Below are 16,755 nucleotides of genomic sequence, written 5' to 3'. Positions count from 1 at the left end.
AGATATCTATGCTTTGCAGGGGGAAGGGAATCTACATTTTGAAGAAAAGCCTTACTACCGAGCTCCTTCATTCCTCAACAACTCCTGCAAACGCGCAACCCCAACTGGCTCTTGCTCTTGCAAAGCGATCACCGCCCAACGCTTGGCATGTTGTTCCGCCACTGTTTGAATTTGCGCTAATTCATTCTGCGCACGTTCTTGCAATAAAGCAGAAGTTGGATGCGCTAGTGCCAAGCTATTGTTAATGACCCAGGCCCATGGTTCTATCCCTGCGCGTTGTAAATCTTTTTGTAAGCCAGCCGCCTCCAATACCGGGGTCGTTTCTGCCAGTGTCACGATGATCACTTTGGTTTGCTGTGGATCTTGTAGCTGCATCATCGGGGTATTGAAGCGTACGCCTGTGCTTTCCATTTGTCGCGCGATTTCGCGGTGATAGGCACCCGTCGCGTCAAGTAGGAGCAGGGTATGTCCAGTCGGCGCGGTATCCATTACGACAAACTTCTTACCTGCTTCGCGGATTACGCGCGAGAACGCTTGGAACACGGCGATCTCTTCGGTACACGGTGAGCGTAAATCTTCTTCCAGCAAAGCGCGCCCAGCGTCATCCAAATGTTTGCCTTTGCTCGCCATCACTTGCGCACGATATGCCTCTGTTGCTGCATGTGGATCAATGCGGCTGACGCTCATGTTTTCAACCTCACCACCTAGCGCTGCTAACACATGGGCAGCGGGGTCAGAGGTGGTTAAATGCACTGCATGACCGCGCCGCGCTAATTCGACTGCGAGTGCCGCCGCCACCGTGGTTTTACCAACGCCACCTTTGCCCATGGTCATAATTAAGCCATGTCCGTGTGCAGCTAAATCATCAATCAGGCTCGACAAATCAGGACAGGTTGGTGCTTCCCTAATCGGCTTGGAAGACGACACTGCAGACGATGGATTGAGCAAGGCACGCAAGGCCGACAAACCAACTAAATTAAAACCAAGCAAAGGAAGTTGATCACACGGTGCCTCCTTCAACACAGCAGGCATAGTATTCAAACTGCTTTGCTCGCGTTGCACAATCGCGGCAGCTAATTTGTCATGTACCGCTTCGGCTTCAGGCATCACACCGTTGATGACTAAATATTGACGTTGGAAGCCAATCGCAGCCAGTTCTTCGTGAGTTCGGGCGGCTTCGCGCAAGGCAGCTGTTTGCGCACGAGCGACTAAGACCATGCGCGTGCGTTGTGGATCAGCCAAGGCTTCCACCGCAGCATGATATTGCTCGCGTTGTTTTTCTAAACCAGCCAAGGGACCTAAGCACGACGCATCGCCTTTGCCTTCTTCTAAAAAGTCAGACCACGCACCGGGCAATTGCAACATGCGTATGGTATGACCTGTCGGCGCGGTATCAAAAATGATGTGATCAAATTGGCTGATCACAGCTTGATTAGTGAGTAGGCCAGTGAATTCATCAAACGCGGCGATCTCGGTGGTGCAGGCGCCGGATAATTGTTCTTCTATGCTATTGACTACCGCATCGGGCAATACACCACGTACCGGACTGACGATTTTATCGCGGTAGATTTGTGCTGCCGCTTGCGGATCAATTTCTAAGGCGGATAAGTTCGCCACCGCACTCACGGCGGTAATGTGATTACCTATCGTGATACCGAATACTTGTCCGACATTCGATGCAGGATCGGTACTAACTAATAGCACTCGTTTACCAAGATCAGCAAAATGCATCGCTGTCGCGCAAGCCAGCGATGTTTTACCGACGCCACCTTTGCCCGTAAAGAATAGGAATGGCGGCGCCTGCTTTAAGAAAATCATGGTGTTCTCCGATTCGGAAATTTCAGAAATGGATGTGATGATGTGTCGTTGAAATCAAATGAGATCAAGTGAGATCAAGTGAGGTTAGCGATCTTATCCATCTCTACTTTTAAAGCCACTTTATCGTTTTGCAAGCTTGCAAGTGGTAAGGCAAAAAACGCTTCAATACGCGCTCGCAAAATACGATAGGCTTGCATAAAGCTAGCGTCAATTTCTTCATCGGTGCCTGTGGCGTGTGCCGGATCTTCGACGCCCCAGTGGGTGCGTAATACAGGACCTAAGTAGGCAGGGCAAGTTTCGCCCGCCGCGCTCGCACAAACCGTAATCACGATATCGGGCGTCGCTGGCAAGTTATCCCAGGATTTACTGAAATAACCATCGGTCGCGATGCCTTCGCGCGCCAATAAAGCGAGTGAACGTGGATGCACTTGGCCGGTTGGTTTGCTACCCGCACTCATCGCGCGCCAACCAGCAGGTGCTAAGTGATTAAAAGTCGCCTCGCCCAAAATAGAGCGGCAAGAATTACCTGTACAAAGAAATAAGACGTTCATGATGAGCTGACCTCAGATGATGAAGATGGGGAAGGTGATGGATATAACCAGTTAAACAGCACAGTCGCAGATGCCGCGCCTAACAACTGCATCACAATAAAACCGGGCACATCGTTAGGACGTATGCCGGCAAAGGTGTCGCTCATTGCACGTGCCAAACTCACAGCGGGATTCGCAAATGAGGTTGAAGAAGTGAACCAATACGCTGCTGTGATATACGCCGCCACCGCAAATGGCGTAGTTGCCGGACGAGTGCGTGAGGTGCTGATGATGACCGCAATCAAACCAAAGGTCGCTATGAATTCGCTCCACCATTGTGAAACACCAGTACGCGCATGCATCGATGCGAAAAATAGCGGCAGATCAAACATGCCATGTGCAGCGGCGACACCTGCAAAGGCCCCCAGTATTTGTGCAACGACATACGGAAAAATGTAGTGACTTGGTAAATTTTTTTGCCACGCTTCAGAGAGCGTCACCACAGGATTAAAATGTGCTCCCGACAAATTGCCAAACATTAAAATCAAGGCAATCAAACCTGCGCCAGTGGCGAGTGCATTGGCGAGTAAAGCGATGGCAGCATTACCAGCAGAAAGCGTCTGCGCCATGATGCCAGAGCCAACGACGACAGCGAGTAAAAAAGCAGTGCCAAGGAACTCGGCGACAATGCGTTTCAGTACAATGTTTTTTGAAGACATAAAAGCGTGGTCAAAGAAGTATCAGAGAAATATCGAACAAGTATCAAAGAAAAAAGAGTAAAAAACGAGGAAATCAATTAAGCCTTCACCACAGACTTCGCGGCTGATTTTGGTACTGATTTTTTCGTCGCTGATCTCGGTGATGCGCTTGGTCCACAGGGATTACCCCCACAACAGCTCTCAGTTAAAAATCCTATCAAATCATTCATCGCCGAAAAATTCGCCGAGTAAATAATGAATCGCCCATCTTGCCGCGCCACGATCAAGTCCGCGTGCGATAACTCTTTCAAATGAAACGACAATGACGACGAGGGAACTTCGAGTTCTTCTGCGATTTTGCTCGCTGCTAGGCCTTCTGGACCGACAGCAACCAGCAATCGAAAGATCGCTAGTCGAGATTCTTGTGCCAAAGCGGCGAGGGCGGTGATGGCGGATTTGGTTTCCATATCGTGTTATTGATTAAGTTATTTCTATAATTCTATATTTATAGAAATATAGAATCAAGTATTGTTTAATCTTATTTCATCACCTTGGTTTAAGCATGCTAAGGATTGTGAATGCAATGAAACTTGTATGAAAAATAAGCTCGTATAAAAGTTTTGAAATTTCTTTCAACTAGACATATACTGTACATCCATACAGTATTTATCTAATTATGTCTTGCACTAATTCTTTGCAATCTGCTAACCATGCTGCAGTCAATCTGGAGAGTTTGCATCCGTCTTTGTGGCGTGCATCCCAGTTGGGCCGTGGTTTTGGTAACTATGTTGATTGCGGCCATGCAGCTTTAGCAGCCGAGTTGCCAGGAGGTGGTTGGCCTCTGTCAAATTTAATGGAATTATTAGTCGAGCAAGCGGGAAGTGCTGAATTGCAATTACTTAGTCACGCACTCGCCCAGTTGCGAGAAGGACAGATTGTTTTATTAAATACGCCATACCAGCCCCAGATATTGGCGCTGTCTGCTTTACGCTTGGATTTGTCGCGTGTTCTATGGTTACCGTGCCATCAGCCACGTGATGTTTTGTGGGCGGCCGAGCAAATTGTAAAAAATCAGGCTTGTAGTGCTCTCTTGTTGTGGCAATCCGGACGTCATCACTTTACTCACGATGCCTTACGACGTTTGCATTTGGCAGCGCAAAATGGGCGTAGTTTATTTTGTCTGATTCGTCCATGGGAAAATCAGCATCAGCCATCACCAGCCCCCTTACGTTTAAAGTTGGCACTCCATCATAACGGCTTGCAAATTGATATTTTTAAACGACGAGGGGCGCAGCAAGCACAGGCAGTGGTTTTAGCGTTTAAAGACTTACTTCCACAATTTTCTGCATCATTCAATTCACTATCAGTTAGCCCCTCTAGTCAGCCTTTGTCGAACCAATTAGATCATGCAAGTCTTGAGACCGCCTTTATGGATCGCCATTTATCTACCGCAGCTCGCGCTGGAGGTATTTCGTCCGCATTGGTTGGCTAAACAAGAAGGGCAAAGCAAACTCATCATTTGCGAGCATCAACACATTTACGCGCTCAGCGAGAACCTCAGTGCTTGTGGTTTATTAGTGGGTATGCGTCAAAATAGTATTGCTTTGCTCTGCGATGATGCCATCATCAAAGAGCGAGATCCTGTTCGAGAGCGGATGTTGCGCCAGCAGGTAGCGTTTGGTCTTTTGCAGTATTCACCCAGTGTGAGTTTTTGTGAGGATTCGGCAGAGATTGTGTTGATGGAAGTCGCGGCTAGTTTACGATTGTTTGGTGGCATTCGAAAGCTGTATCAACGCATACGACATGATCTGATTCATTTAGGTGTGTGTGCACAAATAGGTATAGCGAATAATGCGAGCGCGGCGAGTTTATTAGCACAAAAAATGCCACAAACAAGAAGTAAAACAACACGGCGTACGCGTCAATTACACCTATGTTTGAATAGCCAACGTTTGGCGCTGCATTTAGATACTTTGCCGTGTTATCTATTCGCAGCTAGTCGACCGTATCTTGATTGGTTACAAGGGATAGCCTGTACAAATTTAGCAGCGCTACGTCGATTGCCGCGTGCTGGTTTACAAAGACGCTGTGGAAAAGCCTTGTTGTTAGCTTTAGACCGTGCTTATGGTGAACTCCCAACTCTACATCAATGGATTGTGGTTCCGGATCAATTTCATGCACGTTCTGAATTGCCAGATCGGATCGATAAGACAGAAACGATTTTTCATTTTAGTCGTGGCTTGGTATTGCAGTTATGTGGATGGCTAAATCAACAGCAAAAAGCCGTCAAACATATTACGCTGATACTGGAACATGAACGAGGTCGGCAGGCAACTGCGCCTAGCGTGCTTGCTATTCCGTTCGCTCAAGCTTGTTGGCAAGAAGAGCATATTACCCGTTTATTGAAAGAGAAACTCGCGCAATGGCAACTCGGTAGCGCTGCTATTGCCGTTCGTTTGGAAGTCGATGCGATGGAAGTGCGCCAAGCATTAAGTACCTCGCTTTTTCCTGATCAAGGAAGTCAGAGTGAGGATCAGCATCGACTCATTGAATTATTAATTGCTCGACTCGGTGCTGATCAAGTTTTGCAAGCTGCACCGCGAGCCGACCATCGACCTGAGGTCGCTAATCATTGGGTTTCGATTTTGGAAAAAACGGTGAGCCAAGCGCAGAAGAATATACCAATTTTTCGTACTCCGCGGCCGAGTTGGTTACTCAGTAAGCCGATCTCACTGAAGGTGAAACAGCACAGTCCTTATTACGGATCACGTCTCAAACTTTTATCACCCGCAGAGCGGATCGAGGCAGGTTGGTGGAATGGACAACTCGTTACTCGTGACTATTTTATTGCAGAGTGTACTCAACATTATCGTTATTGGATTTATCGTGAACGGATTGGGCAAAACAAATTCCTGCACGAAGAGGATGCATGGTTTTTACATGGTGTATTTGGTTGAAAACCAAGCTAACTAAACAATCCTTCAATCCAGTAGTTGAAAAGAATATTCATCATTCAACATAGAGTAAAGGCTATTTTAAGCGCAATGTTTCCCGATTACGCCGAACTGTACTGTCAGACCAATTTTAGTTTTCTGCATGGCGCATCGCATGCGGAAGAGCTTATTGCGCGCGCAGTGAAATTGAAATATCGGGCTCTCGCGATTACCGATGAGTGTTCTGTGGCTGGGGTCGTGAGAGCCCATGAAGAGGCGCAAAAACATCAATTTCCTTTGATCGTTGGTAGCGTCTTTCAATTACAACGGAGCCAACAGCGAGTGGAATTAGGTAGGATGCGTTTGCTTGTGTTGGCACAAAATCGACAGGGTTACGGCAATCTTTGCGAGTTAATTAGTCTGGCAAGAATGCGTGCCGATGCAGTAAAAGGACATTACCTGATTACACCGGATGATTTTATTACGCCACCGGATGATCTATTGCATATCGCAGGTCTACCGCATTGTTGTCTCATCTTGATTCCTGATTATCCACTTCAACCCGAATTCGTTCTATTGCAAGCCGATTGGATGGCGCGCCATTTTCCACAACGCACGTGGTTAGGTTTAAATTTGTTAACTCAAGCGATGGACGATTGGCAGCAACACCATTTAGAGCAGATCGGTATACGAACCGGACTGCCGCTGGTTGCGCTCGGCCATGTTTGTATGCATGTGCGTTCACGCAAGCCTTTGCAAGATACTTTGACCGCGATTCGCCTTGGAAAAGCGATCGCTGATTGTGGCTATGATTTGGCACCGAATGCAGAACAACATCTACGCTCGCGCTTAAGATTGGGAAATATTTATTCAGCGTCTGCTTTGCAAGAAACTCTCAGAATTGCCGATTTATGTCAATTTTCTTTAGCCGAGTTACGTTATGAATATCCAGATGAGCTGGTGCCGAAAGGCCATACACCAGCTTCATTTTTGCGACAAGAAGTGTACGCGGGTGCGCAACATCGTTACCCATACGGAGTAAGTACTGAGGTTCAGAATAAGATCGAATATGAATTGCATTTGATTAATGATCTTGCTTATGAACCGTATTTTTTGACGGTCTATGACATTGTGCGCTTTGCCCGCTCGCGAGATATTTTATGTCAGGGACGTGGTTCAGCGGCGAATTCAGTGGTTTGCTATTGTTTGCATATTACCGAGGTTAGTCCTGAAAACGGTATCTTATTATTTGAGCGTTTTCTATCCAAAGAGCGCGGCGAGCCGCCTGATATTGATGTAGATTTTGAGCATCAGCGTCGTGAAGAGGTGATTCAATACCTGTATCAAAAATATGGTCGACATCGAACAGCATTGGCTGCGGCTGTGCATACTTACCGCCCACGTGGTGCTTTACGCGAGGTCGGTAAAGCCTTAGGCGTTGACGCGCACTTGATTGATCAATTAGCCAAATCGCAGCATTGGTTTGATAGTAAAGAAGCCTTGCTTGAACGATTTCTTGAAAATGGTTTGGATCCGCAGTCGCATATAGCTCAGCAATGGGCTGCGTTGGTGAATCAGCTATTGAGATTTCCGCGACACTTATCGCAGCATAGTGGCGGATTTGTGATTGCGCGCGATAAATTGACACGCTTAGTGCCAGTCGAAAAAGCGAGCATGGAGGGCAGAAGCATTATTCAATGGGATAAGGATGATTTAGAAGCATTAGGTTTGTTAAAAGTCGATGTGTTGGCTTTAGGGATGTTATCTGCGTTGCAGCGTGCTTTTAAATTAATGCAGCAAATTCCAGCTTGCCCAAAGCGTATGCAAGATATTCCGCCAGAGGATTCCGTTACCTACGATATGATTTGTCGAGCAGATACGGTGGGTGTTTTTCAAATTGAATCGCGCGCTCAGATGAGTATGTTGCCACGTTTGCGTCCACGTACTTTTTATGATTTAGTGGTGCAAGTAGCGATCGTTCGCCCCGGACCGATTCAGGGCGGCATGGTGCATCCTTATTTAAAGCGGCGTCAGGGTTTGGAACCCGTTGTGTATCCTAAGCCAGCGATAGAAAAAGTCTTATCACGTACTCTAGGTGTTCCTATTTTTCAAGAGCAGGTAATGCAAATAGCCATGGTTGCAGCGGATTTTTCTCCAGGTGAAGCGGATGAGTTGCGACGTGCAATGGCGGCTTGGAAGCGCAAAGGTGGTCTAGCACACTATGAACGTCGAATTATTGATACCATGGTAAAAAACGGTTATGAGTTCGAATTTGCTCACGCCGTATTTAATCAAATGTTGGGTTTTGGTGAATATGGATTTCCAGAAAGTCACGCCGCTAGTTTTGCTTTGCTGACTTATGCGAGTTGTTGGATTAAATGTCATCAACCTGCGGTATTTTTATGTGCTCTGCTGAACTCGCAACCGATGGGGTTTTATTCTCCATCGCAATTGATTCAAGATGCAAAACGACATCAGATTGTTGTGCGTCCAATTGATGTGATGGTCAGTGATTGGGACGCTAAATTAGAAGATATTCCACAGCGTGTTGACATCAAAGCACAGCCCGCAGTGCGACTTGGCATGTGTTTACTGCGCGGTATGTCGCAAGCTGCTGCTCTGCGTATTAGCAAAGCGCGTCAACAAGGAGCATTTAGTGATATTAGCGATTTAGCTCGACGTGCACAGCTTGATCGGGGTGATTTAGAAGCACTCGCGAGCGGGAACGCCTTGGCCGCTTTGAGCGGCAATCGGCATCAAGCTTTATGGCAAGCAGTTGCTGCGATACCGGATAAAGATTTGTTGCATCCGACGACATTAGCAGAAACCCCTGCACAACTTAGTATCCCCACCGAGGCACAAGAAATTCTGCGTGATTATCATAGTACTGGCTTTACGCTGCAAAGACATCCCTTGGCATTACTCAGACCGCGCTTGTTGAAGCAACGTTTTTTACCAGCAGAGGTATTGCAGACTTTTCAAAATAAACAGTTTGCGCGCGCTTGTGGTTTGGTCACCGTTCGACAAAGGCCGGGAACTGCCAAAGGGGTGTTATTTATTACGATTGAAGATGAGACTGGGCCAGTGAATGTGATCGTTTGGCCGACGTTAGTGGACCAATTCCGTCAAGAAGCAATGAATGCGCGATTGCTTGGCGTTTATGGTATTTGGCAAACGGATGGACAAGTTCAGCATCTGGTGGCAAAGCGCTTAGTCGACATGAGTCATCTACTGGGGAATTTTTCCGCAGCGAGTCGGGATTTTTGTTGAACGCGTTTAAGCGCGTAACCAAGCCATTGGAATATCCGCTTCTAGATCGCCGTCATGGCGTCGTACGCGCTGTTGAAAATGTCCTTCGATTTGAAATCCTAGGCTTTGATAAAAAGTCTGTGCTTTCAGGTTGGACTGACGGACGAATAATTCGACACGCCGGATCTCTGCATGTGAGGCGACGACTTCATTAAGAAGCGCTGTAAACATGGCTCGACCTACGCCACTTCCTTGAAAATCTGGATCAACCGCAATCGTTAAATCTGACAAAACGTGAGAAAATAATTTCGGTATAGGTCGGTAGGCATGAATTTCACCGACAATACTTCCTTCGGCTTTGGCGACATAGGCAATCCCACGCGCGAGCGCCGAATCAAGATTGTGACGTATGTAGTCATCGCTGATTTCATCTTCTGTCCGAGCGATCCCGCCACCTTGTCGTGCGACGCGCATGTAAAGCGACTTGATGCCACTAAAATCATCTAAGCTCGCTGGCATTACTTGCCATGTCGGGATATCACGCATTATTTGCCTTAATTGAGATTGACCTTCAGGTTCTTATCAAGATGTGCGACTGATCTTACTAATTGGCGTGGTTCGCGCTTTTAACCATGCTAAGGCATCGCCCTGAACGCGTGGTGAAAGACGTAATAGAACTTGTTGATGATAATCATTCAGCCATTCAATTTCGTCGTCGCGCATGAGTTCTAGCGCGATGCAACGGGTATCGATAGGACACAAAGTTAGGCTTTCAAATCGAAGATAATCACCAAATTCTGTGCTCATCGCTGGCACGCATAGCAACAGATTCTCAATCCGCACCCCCCATTTTCCCGGACGATAAATTCCAGGTTCATTGGAAGTAATCATACCGATCTGCATCACCATGTCACTATTGGGGATCGCTCCTGAAATGGATTGCGGACCCTCGTGGACATTCAGAAAATATCCAACCCCATGTCCTGTGCCGTGGCCATAATTGATTCCTTCTGCCCACATCGGCGCACGCGCCACCGTATCAAGAACAGTCGAATAAGTTCCATAGGGAAATTGCATACGTGACAGTGCGATCATGCCTTTTAAGACGAGCGTGAAGTCACGCTTTTGATCTTCCGAAATCGTGCCAACTGGTACAACACGAGTGATATCTGTGGTTCCGTTCAGATATTGGCCGCCAGAGTCAATCAATAGTAGGCCATCTCCTTCAATTTCAGCATGGGAATGCTCCGTGGCGCGATAGTGTGGCATCGCGCCATTCCCATTAAAGCCCGCAATTGTGCCAAAGCTGGGTGAAACGAAATGCGGCTGGCGCGCACGCGCTGCGCAAATTTGTTCGTCAATTGTTAACTCGGTGATGCGTTGTTGACCTTGAGCCTGTTCAAACCAAGCAAAAAACTCACACAAAGCGGCACCATCTTGTTCCATCGCTTGACGAACAAATTGTGCTTCTGCTGCTGATTTACGCGATTTGTTATAAACCGAGGGGTTGAGTGCTTCAATCACGGTCGCATTTTTTGCAATCGCTTGTTGGAACCCAAACGTGATACGACGTGGGTCAATCAATAAACTGGCGCTCGCATTTAAATTGTTTAATGCAGCGGCTGCTTGTTCGTAGGGTTGGCAATGCACACCATCTTTTGCTAAATTTTCGATGATGTCAGCGGAGACTTTATTCAATGGAACAAACAAAGTCGCACTGTCTACTCCAATTAATGCGTGCGATACAAATACCGGGTTATAGTTCACATCGGCGCCACGCAAATTGAAAATCCAAGCGATATCATCGACCGTTGAGACAAAATGCCAATTTGCCCCTTTCGCCCGCATTTGCACGCGGATTGCTGCTAATTTTTCCACACGACTAATGGTTGCGAATGGTGCTAGATGCTCATATATCGGAGCATCGGGAAGCGCAGGTCGGTCATCCCAAACTTCATCAAGAAGATCTAATTGGGTATTTAAAATAATTTGCTTAGGCGCGAAAGCAGATTGCAGAGCACGTGCACTTGCAAGTCCTAGTACATTGCCATCCACCGCTAAAGTTTGACCACCTGCTAAGTGTTCAGTCAGCCAATCAATATGTGCGTTCGCCGCTGCGGATTGAACTTGTATGATACTAATACCGGTGCCGGTAAGCTCTATTTCAGCCTGCGACCAATAGCGGCTGTCGACCCATAAACCAGCAAAATCCATCGTCACGATGAAGGTTGCAACTGAGCCTGTAAAGCCAGAAAATACCTCACGACCTTGCCAACGGGCGGGCAAGTATTCTGACAAATGAGGATCTGCTGACGGAATTAAACAAGCATGAACGCCATGTTTGATCATCGCGCCACGTAGCGCGTCTAACCGTTGGGAAATACGTTGGGAAATTGAAATGCTCATTGGATTTCCTACTCAGAAATAGAAGGGAGGCGGAATTGGCTACGGTATGAATTAACGCAGAATACGTCGCATGACATGTGGCATAGGTTCATTCGGATTGGCATGGGCATATTCAAGCTCGGGAGCGAGCTCAAATTCATAGGCGGTATAGAGATCTACCAAACGTGGTTGGTCGGTTCGTACGCCTAAACGCAATTCTTCAACCCCAGAAGTCTGGGCTTGATGGATGACGGCCTCGAGTAAATGTTGTGACAGCGCTTCACCGCGAAATGCGGGGAGGATGCCCATCCGACGCATTTCCCAAGTATGGGTTTCACCATCGACAGGAAGCCAGCGTACTGAGCCGGCTGGTTCTTCGTCAATCAGTAAAATAAAACCGCCACCTAGTGTCAGTTCTTCGGCTACTTTTTCGCTACTTTCAGAATGCCCAGACGAACTTGACGCGACTTTGCCAGCCCAACAAGTGCGAGTCAAATGCGCCAAAAGAGGCGCATCGTCGACATTCGCTTCGCGTATGACGATATCCATAGCCGTGATTTAGAATTAACGAACTCGCATACCAGGCTCTGCGCCTGGCCATGCTTCGAGAATATAGAGGCCAGGGTTGGCTTTCTCATCGGCAGCAGATGCGGCCAATACCATCCCTTCTGAGACGCCAAATTTCATTTTGCGTGGTGCGAGATTGGCAACCATGACGGTGAATTTACCAATCAACTGCTCTGGTTGGTAAGCGGACTTGATGCCAGAAAAAACATTTCGCAATTTACCTTCACCCACATCTAAGCTTAGGCGCAACAGTTTGTCTGAGCCATCGACGTGTTCGCAGTTCACAATTTTTGCGATACGGAGGTCAACTTTTGCGAAGTCGTCAATTTTGATTTCCTCAGCCAGCGCTTCGATATTTGCCGCGCTGTTTGTGGTATCCGCTACCTCAGTTGGGCTTGCCGCAGGTGCATCGAATAATTGATCAAAAATTTTAATATCAACACGTTGCATTAAATGGACATAAGGATTTATCGTGTGCTGATCAGGCAGTGCCGTTTGCACGCTCGCCCAATTAAGCGGAGCGATGTTTAGTTGCGCTTCGACTTGTGACGCAAGCTGCGGCAGTACAGGTTTTAAGAATACCGTCAAAATGCGGAAAGCTTCAAGCAAACGGCTGCAAACTTCTTGGAGTTTCGCATCGTTTTCCGGTTGTTTTGCTAGTTCCCAAGGCTTGTTCGCATCGACGTAGGCATTGATGATGTCGGCTTGCTCCATCACGGCACGCAGAGCTTTACCGAACTCACGCGCTTCGTATAAAGCCTGAATATCACTGGCAACGTTGCGCAAGTTTTGAATGAAAGTATCCTCATTGGTAGCCCAGCTTGTATTCACTACACCATTAAAACGTTTGGTGATGAAGCCTGCTGCGCGACTAGCGATATTGATGTATTTGCCAATCAAATCAGAGTTGACCCTTGCCACAAAGTCGTCTGGATTCATATCCAGATCTTCCACTTTGGCGTTCAACTTTGCTGCGAAGTAGTAACGCAACCACTCCGGATTCATGCCAATGTCAAGATAGCGCAATGGCGAAATACCTGTACCACGTGATTTCGACATCTTTTCGCCTGAGACCGTGACGAAGCCGTGTGCATAAACATTGTCGGGTGTTTTGTAGCCAGAGAATTTCAACATGGCTGGCCAGAACAGGGTATGGAAGTAAGTAATATCTTTGCCAATGAAGTGAATTTGTTCTGTGCTCGGATCAGCCATAAACGCATCAAAATCACGACCAGTTTTATTGAAGTAATTTTTTAAGGACGCCAAGTAACCAACTGGCGCGTCCAACCATACATAAAAATATTTACCAGGTTGATCGGGGATTTCGATACCGAAATAAGGTGCATCGCGACTAATATCCCAATCGCCCAAACCACCTTCGCCTTCTAACCATTCTTTACATTTATTCGCAACTTCGGACTGCAAGCGATTGTCTTGCAAAGCCCAGCCACGCAAGAATTCGACACATTTTTCGTCAGATAATTTGAAGAAAAAATGTTCAGATGATTTCATCACGGGTGTTGCACCAGTCAATACCGAGTAGGGATTTTTTAATTCGGTTGGCGCATAGACTGCAGAGCAAACTTCGCAAGAATCACCGTATTGATCTTTGGCACCACATTTCGGACATTCACCTTTGATGTAGCGATCGGGTAAAAACATATTTTTGACCGGATCATAAAACTGTTCGATTGTCTTGCTAATGATAAAGCCAGCTGCTTTTAATTTACGATAAATGTCTTGGGATAAGGCATGATTTTCCGCACCATCGGTAGAATGCCAATTATCGAATTGAATATGAAAACCGTCTAAATATTGTTTTCGTCCAGCCGCAATTTGCCCCACAAACTCTTGAGGAGTAAGTCCCGCTTTCTCAGCCGCAATCATGATTGGCGCACCATGCGCATCATCAGCGCAAACGAAGTTGACTTCGTGCCCAGACATTCGCTGATGACGAACCCAAATATCGGCTTGGATATATTCCATAATGTGGCCGAGGTGGAAGGGAGCGTTAGCGTAGGGAAGGGCAGTGGTGACAAACAGCTTGCGGGTCATAATCTTGGATTTCTTATATGAATTAAACAAAGACGGTATTTTAACAGCGAAAGTGCTTGAAATCACGGCTTTAGTCGCGCGATGCCGCATGATGATGGTTTCAGATATTTGTCACAGGGCCGTCAAAGCTGAGAGTAAAAAAGTAGCATGTCAACAAGCTTTAAATTTATCGAGGTGACATCCCAGTGCGGCTTAAACGCCTTCCGTAAGCAGGGCTTTCAAGGGTTTTCGGTGTAATTTGGTTTAGACTGATGAAAATTGAATGGAGAAAGCGTATGTCAGCAAGCGAATCAGTGAATAATTCTGAGCAACAGATTGCACAAGTTAAGCAAATTCTGGCCGGATTAATCGATCCCAATACACAAAAAGATTTCATTTCTACCAAATCGGCGAAGCAAATTGCCGTGCAAGGCGCCACAGTGAGCGTACAAATTGAGTTGGCTTATCCAGCGAACTCGCAGCGTGAACAGATTGCAAAACTGGTACGTGATGCGTTGTTGGGTGTGGACGGTATCGATGTCGTCGACGTGATGGTTAATACCAAAATCGTTGCGCATGCAGTTCAGCGCGGAATTAAATTGATGCCTAGCGTCAAAAATATTATTGCCGTTGCTTCAGGCAAGGGCGGTGTCGGTAAGTCCACCACAGCAGTCAATCTTGCACTCGCTTTGGCGTCAGAGGGCGCTGCGGTGGGTTTGTTGGATGCCGATATTTACGGCCCTTCGCAGCCTATGATGATGGGAATCGAGGGTAGACCCGAATCCAACGATGGTAAAACCATGGAGCCGCTGGAAAACTACGGTGTTCAAGTTTCGTCAATTGGTTTTATGATTGACCCCGATTCGCCTATGGTATGGCGCGGGCCGATGGTCACGCAAGCGCTCCAACAGTTGTTAGAACTGACTAATTGGCGCGAGCTTGACTACCTAATTGTCGACATGCCACCAGGAACGGGTGATATTCAGTTGACGCTTTCGCAAAAAGTGCCCGTCACAGGTGCTGTGATCGTTACGACACCGCAGGATATCGCCTTACTTGATGCGCGTAAGGGATTAAAGATGTTTGAAAAAGTAGGAATTCCAATTCTTGGCATTGTGGAAAACATGAGTACCCACGTATGTTCGAATTGTGGTCATACCGAAGCGATTTTTGGCGCAGGCGGTGGCGAAAAAATGTGCGCTGATTATGGCGTGGAATTTTTAGGTGGCCTTCCATTAACGATGGCAATTCGTGAACAGGCGGATTCTGGCAAGCCTACTGTGGTCGCCGATCCTAATGGACAGATCGCGACCATCTATAAAGATATTGCGCGTAAGCTAGCCATCAAGGTCGCGGAACAAGCGAAAGATATGAGCAGTAAATTTCCGACCATCACGGTACAAAATACGTGATGCATTTCACAGCGCAAGATCAATCGTTTATGCGAATGGCTTTGGAGCTCGCTTCACAAGCCACCATGGCCACCTCTCCGAATCCCAAAGTAGGTTGTCTTATCGTGAAAGATGGGCAAATCTTGGGGAAGGGCTGCACCCAAGCTGTCGGCCAAGCACACGCTGAAGTGATGGCTTTGCGTGATGCGGCCAATCGCGGCCACGATGTGCGGGGCGCGACAGCCTACGTGACCTTAGAGCCTTGCAGTCATTTTGGACGGACACCCCCTTGTGCGAATGCACTGGTTGAAGCCAAGCTTGCACGCGTCGTTGCTGCAATTAAAGATGCCAATCCTCAAGTTGCAGGGCGCGGCTTGTTGATTTTGCAAAACGCAGGTATGCAAGTAGAGGTGGGGTTGTACGCTGATGAAGCACGTGAATTGAATCGCGGATTCTTTCAGCGCATGGAAACGGGCAGGCCATGGGTCCGTTTAAAAATGGCGGCTAGTCTCGACGGTTTGACGGCATTGCCAAATGGGCAGAGTCAATGGATTACAGATGCGACAGCGCGATTGGATGGACATCATTGGCGTGCGAAAGCTGACGTCATCTTGACCGGTATTGGGACGGTATTGAGTGATGATCCACAGCTGACTGTGCGACTGCCCGATTTGGCAGTCGATCAAGTGCATCAGCCGCGTAAAGTGATCGTTGATTCCGCACTAAGAACGCCGCTTCAAGCGAAGATTCTGCAACAAACACCCGTGACCATTTTTCATGCGAGCAACGACGCGGACAAAATTGCATCGATGCAGCAAGCGGGAATCGAATTACACCATGCCGCTGCGCCAATGCCTGAGCGCAATCCACGTGTTGATATCGAGAAGGTATTGGAAATCTTGGGTCAACAGCAGGTAAATGATGTGCATATAGAAGCTGGTGCGACCCTGAGTGGCGCATTTTTGCAAGCCAATCGTGTCGATGAATTGTTGTTGTATTTGGCACCGAAGCTATTGGGGCGAGGGCGTTCGATGTTTGATTTGCCCGTGCTGCACAGTGTCAGCGAAGCCAAAATTTTGGCAATTCATGAGCTCCGGCAAATTGGTGAAGCAATTCGAGTGATTGCTCGGTGGCAGAAGTAGGTGAGTGC

General features: G+C 47.4%; 13 protein-coding genes. 5 read left to right on the top strand and 8 right to left on the bottom strand.

All coding sequences use genetic code 11. The features are described from left to right. Nucleotides 1-54 precede the first annotated feature (54 nt). From arsA to KDM90_RS05850, 4 genes are all read right to left on the bottom strand, one after another. On the bottom strand, nt 55-1,818 hold the full coding sequence (gene arsA, locus KDM90_RS05865; RefSeq protein WP_212674668.1) for an arsenical pump-driving ATPase: 1,764 nt from the start codon (nt 1,816-1,818) through the stop codon (nt 55-57). A gap of 74 nt (nt 1,819-1,892) precedes the next feature. Then, nucleotides 1,893-2,369, bottom strand: a complete 477-nt coding sequence (locus KDM90_RS05860; protein WP_212674667.1) for an arsenate reductase ArsC — start codon at nt 2,367-2,369, stop codon at nt 1,893-1,895. Continuing rightward, nucleotides 2,366-3,067 carry an aquaporin gene (locus KDM90_RS05855; RefSeq protein WP_212674666.1) on the bottom strand — a complete coding sequence of 234 codons (702 nt, stop codon included), beginning with the start codon at nt 3,065-3,067 and terminating at the stop codon, nt 2,366-2,368. The genes KDM90_RS05860 and KDM90_RS05855 overlap by 4 nt, the downstream gene beginning before the upstream one ends. A 77-nt stretch (nt 3,068-3,144) precedes the next feature. Further along, nucleotides 3,145-3,513, bottom strand: coding sequence for an ArsR/SmtB family transcription factor (locus KDM90_RS05850; RefSeq protein WP_212674665.1), 369 nt, complete (start codon nt 3,511-3,513; stop codon nt 3,145-3,147). A gap of 209 nt (nt 3,514-3,722) precedes the next feature. Here KDM90_RS05850 and imuA point away from each other — a divergent pair, with 209 nt between their 5' ends. The 3 genes from imuA to KDM90_RS05835 all read left to right on the top strand — a co-directional run bounded on the left by imuA (nt 3,723) and on the right by KDM90_RS05835 (nt 9,249). Further along, entirely contained in the window at nt 3,723-4,538 is an 816-nt protein-coding gene (gene imuA / locus KDM90_RS05845) for a translesion DNA synthesis-associated protein ImuA (RefSeq protein ID WP_212674664.1), read from the top strand. Beyond that, nucleotides 4,453-6,003, top strand: coding sequence for a Y-family DNA polymerase (locus tag KDM90_RS05840; RefSeq protein ID WP_230409634.1), 1,551 nt, complete (start codon nt 4,453-4,455; stop codon nt 6,001-6,003). Before imuA ends, KDM90_RS05840 begins: the two co-directional genes overlap by 86 nt. 87 nt (nt 6,004-6,090) lie before the next feature. Further along, the gene (locus KDM90_RS05835) at nt 6,091-9,249 is read left to right on the top strand and encodes an error-prone DNA polymerase (RefSeq protein WP_212674663.1); all 3,159 of its coding nucleotides are present in this window, start codon (nt 6,091-6,093) and stop codon (nt 9,247-9,249) included. Between the two features lie 6 nt (nt 9,250-9,255). Here the strand turns inward: KDM90_RS05835 and KDM90_RS05830 are convergent, their stop codons facing one another. From KDM90_RS05830 to metG, 4 genes are read right to left on the bottom strand one after another with little or no spacing between them, the layout of a single operon-like run. Further along, entirely contained in the window at nt 9,256-9,774 is a 519-nt protein-coding gene (locus tag KDM90_RS05830) for a GNAT family N-acetyltransferase (RefSeq protein WP_212674662.1), read from the bottom strand. Between the two features lie 36 nt (nt 9,775-9,810). Then, entirely contained in the window at nt 9,811-11,634 is a 1,824-nt protein-coding gene (locus KDM90_RS05825; RefSeq protein WP_212674661.1) for an aminopeptidase P family protein, read from the bottom strand. A 51-nt stretch (nt 11,635-11,685) separates the two neighbouring features. Beyond that, a complete protein-coding gene (locus KDM90_RS05820) occupies nt 11,686-12,162 on the bottom strand; it encodes a GNAT family N-acetyltransferase (protein WP_212674660.1) in 477 nt (158 codons plus the stop codon). A gap of 15 nt (nt 12,163-12,177) precedes the next feature. Further along, nucleotides 12,178-14,235 (bottom strand): methionine--tRNA ligase, encoded by a 2,058-nt coding sequence (metG, locus tag KDM90_RS05815; RefSeq protein ID WP_230409633.1) that lies wholly within the window; start codon nt 14,233-14,235, stop codon nt 12,178-12,180. Between the two features lie 275 nt (nt 14,236-14,510). Here metG and apbC point away from each other — a divergent pair, with 275 nt between their 5' ends. Both apbC and ribD read left to right on the top strand, forming a co-directional pair. Beyond that, entirely contained in the window at nt 14,511-15,626 is a 1,116-nt protein-coding gene (apbC, locus tag KDM90_RS05810) for an iron-sulfur cluster carrier protein ApbC (RefSeq protein WP_212674658.1), read from the top strand. Continuing rightward, complete coding sequence (gene ribD / locus KDM90_RS05805; protein WP_230409673.1) at nt 15,626-16,747, top strand: bifunctional diaminohydroxyphosphoribosylaminopyrimidine deaminase/5-amino-6-(5-phosphoribosylamino)uracil reductase RibD; 1,122 nt, start codon at nt 15,626-15,628, stop codon at nt 16,745-16,747. Before apbC ends, ribD begins: the two co-directional genes overlap by 1 nt. The last annotated feature ends 8 nt before the right edge of the window (nt 16,748-16,755 follow it).

Origin of the sequence: Affinundibacterium fentianense (assembly GCF_018139545.1) — a bacterium.
Classification (GTDB): Bacteria; Pseudomonadota; Gammaproteobacteria; order Burkholderiales; family Burkholderiaceae_D; genus Undibacterium; species Undibacterium fentianense.
This window is presented reverse-complemented; position numbering and strand designations above follow the sequence as displayed.